Annotated in this window: 7 protein-coding genes; 4 read left to right on the forward strand and 3 right to left on the reverse strand. The window is 68.0% G+C overall.

Features of this window, described 5'->3' with window-relative positions:
* A partial coding sequence (locus tag WCZ84_RS13335; RefSeq protein ID WP_372686769.1) for a bifunctional (p)ppGpp synthetase/guanosine-3',5'-bis(diphosphate) 3'-pyrophosphohydrolase occupies window positions 1-1840 on the forward strand: 1840 nt, incomplete at its 5' end.
* Between the two features lie 95 nt (window positions 1841-1935).
* On the opposite strand, the gene WCZ84_RS13340 is transcribed toward WCZ84_RS13335, so the two are convergent.
* Window positions 1936-3891, reverse strand: a complete 1956-nt coding sequence (locus WCZ84_RS13340) for a SurA N-terminal domain-containing protein (protein WP_372686770.1) — start codon at window positions 3889-3891, stop codon at window positions 1936-1938.
* 124 nt (window positions 3892-4015) lie between these two features.
* On the opposite strand from WCZ84_RS13340, the gene ugpQ reads away from it, so the two are divergent.
* Window positions 4016-4771, forward strand: coding sequence for a glycerophosphodiester phosphodiesterase (gene ugpQ / locus WCZ84_RS13345; RefSeq protein ID WP_372686771.1), 756 nt, complete (start codon window positions 4016-4018; stop codon window positions 4769-4771).
* Between the two features lie 7 nt (window positions 4772-4778).
* Entirely contained in the window at window positions 4779-5660 is an 882-nt protein-coding gene (locus tag WCZ84_RS13350) for a 23S rRNA (adenine(2030)-N(6))-methyltransferase RlmJ (protein WP_372686772.1), read from the forward strand.
* On the opposite strand, the gene WCZ84_RS13355 is transcribed toward WCZ84_RS13350, so the two are convergent.
* On the reverse strand, window positions 5633-6364 hold the full coding sequence (locus WCZ84_RS13355; protein WP_372686775.1) for a pseudouridine synthase: 732 nt from the start codon (window positions 6362-6364) through the stop codon (window positions 5633-5635). The genes WCZ84_RS13350 and WCZ84_RS13355 overlap by 28 nt on opposite strands.
* A gap of 39 nt (window positions 6365-6403) precedes the next feature.
* Between WCZ84_RS13355 and WCZ84_RS13360 the strand changes: the two genes are divergently transcribed.
* The gene (locus tag WCZ84_RS13360; protein ID WP_372686773.1) at window positions 6404-6994 is read left to right on the forward strand and encodes a chorismate lyase; all 591 of its coding nucleotides are present in this window, start codon (window positions 6404-6406) and stop codon (window positions 6992-6994) included.
* On the opposite strand, the gene WCZ84_RS13365 is transcribed toward WCZ84_RS13360, so the two are convergent.
* Window positions 6951-7168: P-II family nitrogen regulator (locus tag WCZ84_RS13365; RefSeq protein ID WP_372686774.1), on the reverse strand; the 218-nt coding region annotated here is incomplete at its 5' end. The two genes, WCZ84_RS13360 and WCZ84_RS13365, sit on opposite strands and share 44 nt — an antisense overlap.

Here is a 7168-nt window from a genome sequence, read left to right on the forward strand (position 1 = left end):
CACCAAGCTCGAACGGCTCGAATACGCCACCAAGGCCGAGCAGCAAGCCGAGTCCTTTCGCAAGATGCTGCTGGCCATGTCGCGCGACGTGCGCGTCATCCTCATCAAGCTGGCCGACCGGCTGCACAACATGCGCACGCTGGATGCCGTGGCCCCCGAAAAACGCCGCCGCATCGCGCGCGAAACGCTCGACATCTACACCCCCATCGCCCATCGCCTGGGCCTGAACAGCCTCTTTCGCGAGCTCGAAGACCGCTGTTTCAAGGCCATGTACCCCAACCGCTACGACGTGCTCTACAAGGCGATGATGGCGGCACGCGGCAACCGCCGCGAAGTCATCGGCAAGATCGCCGACGCCGTGCGCACCGCCCTGCCGGCGGCCGGGCTGGATGCCGAAGTCAGCGGGCGCGAAAAATCGCTCTACGGCATCTACAAGAAGATGGTCCAGCAAAAGAAATCATTTTCCGACGTGCTGGACATCTACGGCTTTCGCGTGGTGGTGCACACGCTGCCCGAATGCTACCTGGCGCTGGGTACGCTGCATCAGCTGTATCGCCCGGTGCCAGGCAAGTTCAAAGACTACATCGCCATCCCCAAGATCAACGGCTACCAGTCGCTGCACACCACCCTGATCGGCCCCTACGGTACCCCGGTCGAGTTCCAGTTTCGCACGCGCGAAATGGATCACGTAGCCGAAGAAGGCGTGGCCTCGCACTGGCTGTACAAAGAGCAGGGCACCTCGCTCAACGACCTGCAAAAACGGACCCACCAGTGGCTGCAATCGCTGCTCGACATCCAGGGCCAGACGGGCGATTCGGGCGAATTCCTCGAACACGTCAAGATCGACCTGTTCCCCGATGCAGTCTATGTCTTTACCCCGCAGGGCAAGATCCTGTCGCTGCCGCGCGGCGCCACCCCCGTGGATTTTGCCTACGCCATCCACACCGACGTGGGCAACCACGCCGTGGCCTGCAAGATCAACGGGGATTTCGCGCCGCTGCGCACCGAGCTGCACAGCGGCGACGCGGTGGAGATCATCACCTCGGCCGCTTCGCGGCCCAGCGCCCAGTGGCTCAATTACGTGCGCACCGGCCGGGCGCGCTCCGAGATCCGCCACTATCTGCGCACCGAGCGCTACGAAGAATCCGTGGCTTTCGGGCGCCGGCTGCTCAACCAGGCCTTCGACCAGCTCGCCATCCCCTACCCGGCCGACGACGACCCCCAATGGGAGCGCCTGGCCAAGGGCTCGGGTGGCGCATCGCGCACCGAAATCCTGGCCGACATCGGCCTGGGCAAGCGCCTGGCCGCCGTGGTCGCCCGGCGCTTCGCGCCGGAAAACCCGATGCTGGAAACCACCGCCATGGCGGTAGATGAATACACCTCAGCCACCAGCGCGCCCATCGTCATCCACGGCAACGAAGGCCAGGCCGTGCAGCTGGCCCCCTGTTGCGGGCCGCTGCCGGGCGATGCGATCATCGGCGGCATCCGTCTGGGCCATGGGCTGGTGGTGCACATGGCCGATTGCCCGGTGGCCAAGCGCCAGCAGGCCAAAGAACCCGAGCGCTGGATCCCCGTGATCTGGGATACGAACACGGCGCGCCACCTGACCACGCGTCTGGACCTGATGGTCATCAACGAGCGCGGGGTGCTGGGCCGTCTGGCGGCCGAGATCACCGACGCCGATTCGAACATCGTGCAGCTCACCATGCCCGACGAAGCCGCGGCCACCGCCCTGCTGCACCTGACGGTACAGGTCGACAGCCGCAAGCACCTGGCCCAGGTGATCCGCGCCATCCGGCACGTACCGCAGGTACAGAAAATCACCCGGGCCAAGGGCTGAAACACCCCCGAACTCCCGAAGCGCTGCGCAGGCGCGGCGGCTGCCTTGGCGGCGCCTGGCTTGATTGCCGGCACCGCCTGGCTGCTGCCGCCTGGCTACTGCCCGCCGATCCCCTCGGCCACGACCTTGCGGCCCTCGTCGGTGATCTGCACACCCAGCTGCTCGCGCAAGCGCGCCAGCACGGCCTGTTCTTCGAGGCCGCCCCAGACCTGCGCCAACTGCGCGCCCAACCCCGCCAAGGCGGGCTGATCCGGCGAGCCAGGCTGGACCCCGTCGAGCTGGACGATAGCATAGGCCTGCGACAGGGTGACGCCGCCATAACCGGGCACGCTCTGATCGGGCACGGCAAACGCTTTTTCAAGAATGGCCTGGGATACGCCACCCGGATCCATCCGGCTGACGGTGACAGGCGCCTGGAAGCCCGTGGCTTCGTCGCCCTTTTCCAGCCCGGTCAGAACCTGCTCGCCTTCTTCGCGGGCAGCCGCCAGCGCCCGCTCGTCTACCAGACGGTCGCGGATCTGATCCTGCACCAGATCGAGCGTCGGCACGTGAGCGGGGGTGACATCGGCCACGCGCACCACCGCCATCGTGTCGGGCGAAATCTCGATCACGCCGGAGTTCTGGCGATCGGTGTAGACCGACGGGCTGAACAAGGCCTGGCGCACGCGCACATCGCCCAGAATGGCGGCGTCTGTACCGTCTGCGGCCGCATCCGGCGTATGGGACTCGGCCCCCGGCAACAGGCGGTCGCGGCTGATGGCGCTGGCGTGGCGCACCACCAGGCCCAGTTCTTTGGCCGCCGGCTCGAGGCTGGACGGTTCATCGTAGACCAGGCCGGTCAGGCGCGTGGCCATGTCGGCAAAGCGCTCGGCCGCCAGCTGCTGGCGGACTTCGTCCTCGATCTTGGCGCGGGCCTCTTCGAAGGATTCGCCTTTTTCAGGCTGCTGTTCGTCGATCTTGAACACGTGATAGCCGTCCGGCCCCTTGACCGGATCGGAGATCTCGCCCGCCTGGAGGGCGAATACCGCCTGCTCGAGCGCCGCGGGCAGCGAACCGTGCTGCATCCAGCCCAGGCGCCCGCCGTCGCGGGCGCTGCCCGCGTCTTGCGATTCGGCGCGGGCGAGGTCGGCGAATTTGGCCGGCTCGGCACGGGCCTGGCGGGCCAGGTCTTCGGCCTGCGCGCGCGCGGCCTGATCGGCGTCGGGCGATGCATCCGCGGGCACTTTCACCAGAATGTGGCTGACGTTCGCCCGCGCCGGCGTCACGTAGCGCGCCTTGTTCTGTTCGTAGTATTCCTTGAGCTGGGATTCTTCGACGGCCGGTACCGAGGCCTTGGCCGCGGCCTCGTCCAGCACAAGATAATCGGCCGACACCTGCTCGGGCAGGCGCAGGGCATCCTGGTGGCTGTCATACCAGGCCTGGATGTCGGCCTCGGACACCTCGATCTGGTCGCGGTGCGCGGCGGCCTGGAAAAAGCGCAGGCGGATGGTGCGCTGTTCTGTCAGGGCGCGCTTGATGTGCTCGAGCACCGGTTCGGGCAAGCGCGCCGTATCGCGCACCGGGCCCAGCACCGTGTCGAGTGCCAGTTCGGCGCGCTGCCCGGCTTCGAAATCGCGCGGCGACAGGCCATAGCTGGCCAGGATGTCGTTGTAGCGCTCGGGTGAAAACTGGCCGTCGACCTGCAGTTGCGGCATTGAGGCGATCGCGCCGCGCAAGGTGGCGTCTGACACGCTGAAATGATTCTTGGACGCCACCGCGATCTGAACCTGGCGATCGATCAGCTGGTCGAGCAGGGCCTGGCGCGCCTGCGGATTGTCGAGCATGGCGGGGTCGAACCGGCCCTGGGTGCTTTCCTGCATCTGCTGCAGCTGGTTGCGCTGGGCCTCGGTGAAGGCTTCACGCTGGACCTCTGACTGATCGACCACCGCCAGAGCGGCATCGGCCGTGACGAACGAGTAGCCACTGACCCCCAGGAACACGAACGATGGGACCACCAGCACCAGAAGGATCAGCTGCATCAGGCGCTGATGCGTGCGGATAAAATCGAACATGAGCGGCTCACCTGCTGGAGACTCACGGCCCCAGGGCCGCATGTGGAAAATGATCCGAAGTTTAACATCCGTGCCGGGGAAATCATAAAATCAGGCCGGTATCCTCTCTCTCTACCCTTTGAAAATGCATGCGCCTCATCCTGCCTGGCCCTGGCCCGATCGCATCGCCCACCGCGGCGGCGGCACGCTGGCCCCTGAAAATACGTTGGCGGCCGTACGGGCCGGCGCCGAAGCCGGTTTCCGCATGGTCGAGTTCGACGTCAAGCTGAGCGCCGACGGCATCCCGTTCCTGCTGCACGACGACGGCGTCGCGCGCACCTCCAACGGCCAGGGCCTGGCCAGCGCGCTCAGTTGGGCCGACCTGAGCCAAATGGACTTCGGCAGCTGGCACGGGCCCGGGTTCGCCGGCGAGCCGGCCCCCTCGCTGTACGCCGTCGCGCGCTACGCCGTGGCCCAGGGCCTGCACTGCAACATCGAAATCAAGCCGGAAACCGGGCATGACGCGCACACCGGGCAGGTGGTCGCCCACGCCGCCCGGCAATGGTGGGCCGGCGCCGGCCTGCCGCCGCTGCTGTCGTCATTCTCGGAAACAGCGCTTGCCGCAGCGCAACAGGCGGCGCCCGAGCTGCCCCGGGCCCTGCTCATCGAAGGCCCGGTACCACCCGACTGGCGCGCGCGCCTGCACCGGCTGGGCGCCATCGGGCTGAATCTGGCCGACGCACAGGCCGACGCCGCCACGGTGCGTCGCATCCTGGCGGCCGGCGCCACGGTGGCGGTATGGACCGTCAACGAGCCCGCACGCGCCGACGAGCTGCTTTCCTGGGGCTGCCAGGCCGTTTTCACCGATGCGCTGCACGCCCTGCGCACGCCGCAGGCCTGAATCCCCCATGTTCAGCTACCGCCACGCCTTTCACGCCGGCAATCACGGCGACGTGCTCAAGCACACGATCCTGGTGCAGATCCTCGACTACCTGAAGCGCAAGGACACGCCGTTCTGGGTGATCGACACCCACGCGGGCGCCGGCCTGTACGCGCTCGACGGCCCCTGGGCCCGCCAAAGCGGCGAAGCCGCTGCGGGCGTGGCGCGGCTGCGCACCCGCCCGAATCCGCCCGTGCTGGTGCAACGTTACTTGCAAGCGCTGCAGGCCTTCAGCGACCCGCCGGGCCGCGATACCCTGTATCCAGGTTCGCCCGCCCTCGCCGTCCGTGCCTTGCGCGCGCACGATCACCTGCACCTGTTCGAGTGGCACCCCACGGAAATCGACGTGCTGCACCAGACGCTCGAACGGCTGGACGCCGACCCGCGCCGGGTCGGGATCCGCCATGCCGACGGCTTTGCCGGCCTGGCCGCGCTGCTGCCCCCGCCGCCACGGCGGGGGCTCATCCTGATCGACCCGTCCTACGAGGACAAGAACGACTACCGCAAGGTCCTGAATGCCGTACGCGCCGGCCTGCAGCGCTTTGCCCAGGGTTGCTACATGATCTGGTACCCGCTGGTGCAACGGGTGCAGGCCACCGAGATGGCCCGCGCGCTCGAGCGCCTGCCGGTCAACTGGCTGCATGCTACGCTGCGGGTGCGCAAGCCGTCGGCCGATGGCCTGGGCCTGCATGGCAGCGGCGTGTTCGTCATCAACCCGCCCTATACCCTGCACGGCGAACTGCGCACGGCCCTGCCCTGGCTGGCGCAGACCCTGGCCCAGGACGCCCAGGCCGGCTACGCGCTGCGCAGCGGCACGGCGCCTCAGAAGCGCTCGCCCGGGCGCAAGTAGCGCCAATGCCCCAAAGCCAGATCCCCCAGCGCCACCTGGCCCATGCGCACCCGCTTCAGGCCCACCACCGTCAGCCCGACCAGCGCACACATGCGACGTATCTGGCGCTTGCGCCCTTCGCGCAAGATGAAATGCAGCTGATCCGCGTTTTGCCAACGCACCCGCGCCGGACGCAGGGCCCGGCCATCCAGCGTCAGGCCGTGGTTCAGCAGAGCCAGGCCGCCGTCCGCCAGGCGGCCCTGCACGCGCACCAGGTATTCTTTTTCGAGGGCCGAGTCCTCGCCGATCAGCTGGCGAGCCAAACGGCCATCCTGGGTCAGGACCAGCAGGCCCTGGGAATCGATGTCCAGGCGCCCCGCCGGCGCCAGACCGCGCAGATGGGCGGGGTCGAAGGCGGGCCCGTGCACGCGGCCGGGCTGCTGGTTCTCGGGGCGGATCAGGGCCACCGCGGGCCGGTACCCTTTTTCGGTACCATGCGATACGTAGCCCACGGGCTTGTTCAGCAAAATGGTGACTTTATGCGCCTGGCGATGCTGTGCGGCGCGCTCGAGCACGATGCGCGCATCGGGCAGCGCCTTGCTGCCCAGTTCGCGTACGATGGCGCCGTCGACCCGCACCCAGCCCTGCTCGATGTAAGCGTCGGCCTCGCGCCGCGAACACAGGCCGCGCTGCGCCATCAACTTGGAAATTCGTACCCTGTCAATCATGACGCGCATTGTATTCCACCCGACGACCCCGATCCGATGAAACCGACAGCCGCTTGTCCGCACCCCTGGCACCCCGCGCCCCGCCCCGGCCTGAGCCCGTTGCAGCGCGCCTGGCTGCAGCAGCCCGGGGCCCTGACGGCTGGCCTGCGTCGCCTGGGCCCGCTGACCCTGCAAGTACGGCGCGAGGCCGTACTTGCGCTGCCGGCGGGCTGGGCCGAGGAAATTGGCCGGCCCGCCGGCAGCGCCATCTGGTGGCGCGAGATCCTGATGTGCATCGAAGGCCAACCCGCCGTGCAGGCGTGCAGCTTCACGCCGCGCCGCGCCAGCCTGGGGGTCTGGAAGGCGATGCGCGGCCTGGGTTCGCACCCGCTGGCGGACATCTTGTACGAGGATGCGCGCATCACGCGCAGCGGCTTTCGCTTCGGGCGACTCCGCGTGCGCCCGGCCAGCGGCGCCTGGGTGGCTGCGCAGCCGGGCGATGCCGTGCAGGCCCGCCATTCGGTTTTCGTGCGCCAGGGCGAACCTTTGCTGGTCGCAGAGTATTTTCTGCCCGGCTTCTGGCCGCTGGCCCGCGGCACCGCGGCTACAAGGCCTCGAGGCCGCTTTCCCCGGTTCGGATGCGGATGACCTGGCCGACCGGGCTGACGAAAATCTTGCCATCGCCGATGCGCCCAGTGCGCGCGGCGCGCAGGATGGCCTCGATCACCGCGTCGACCCGATCACCGGCCACGACCACGTCGATGCGGATCTTGGGCAGGAAATCCACCACGTATTCGGCGCCGCGGTAGAGTTCGGTATGCC

Origin of the sequence: Castellaniella sp. (assembly GCF_041675725.1) — a bacterium.
Taxonomy (GTDB): domain Bacteria; phylum Pseudomonadota; class Gammaproteobacteria; order Burkholderiales; family Burkholderiaceae_B; genus Castellaniella.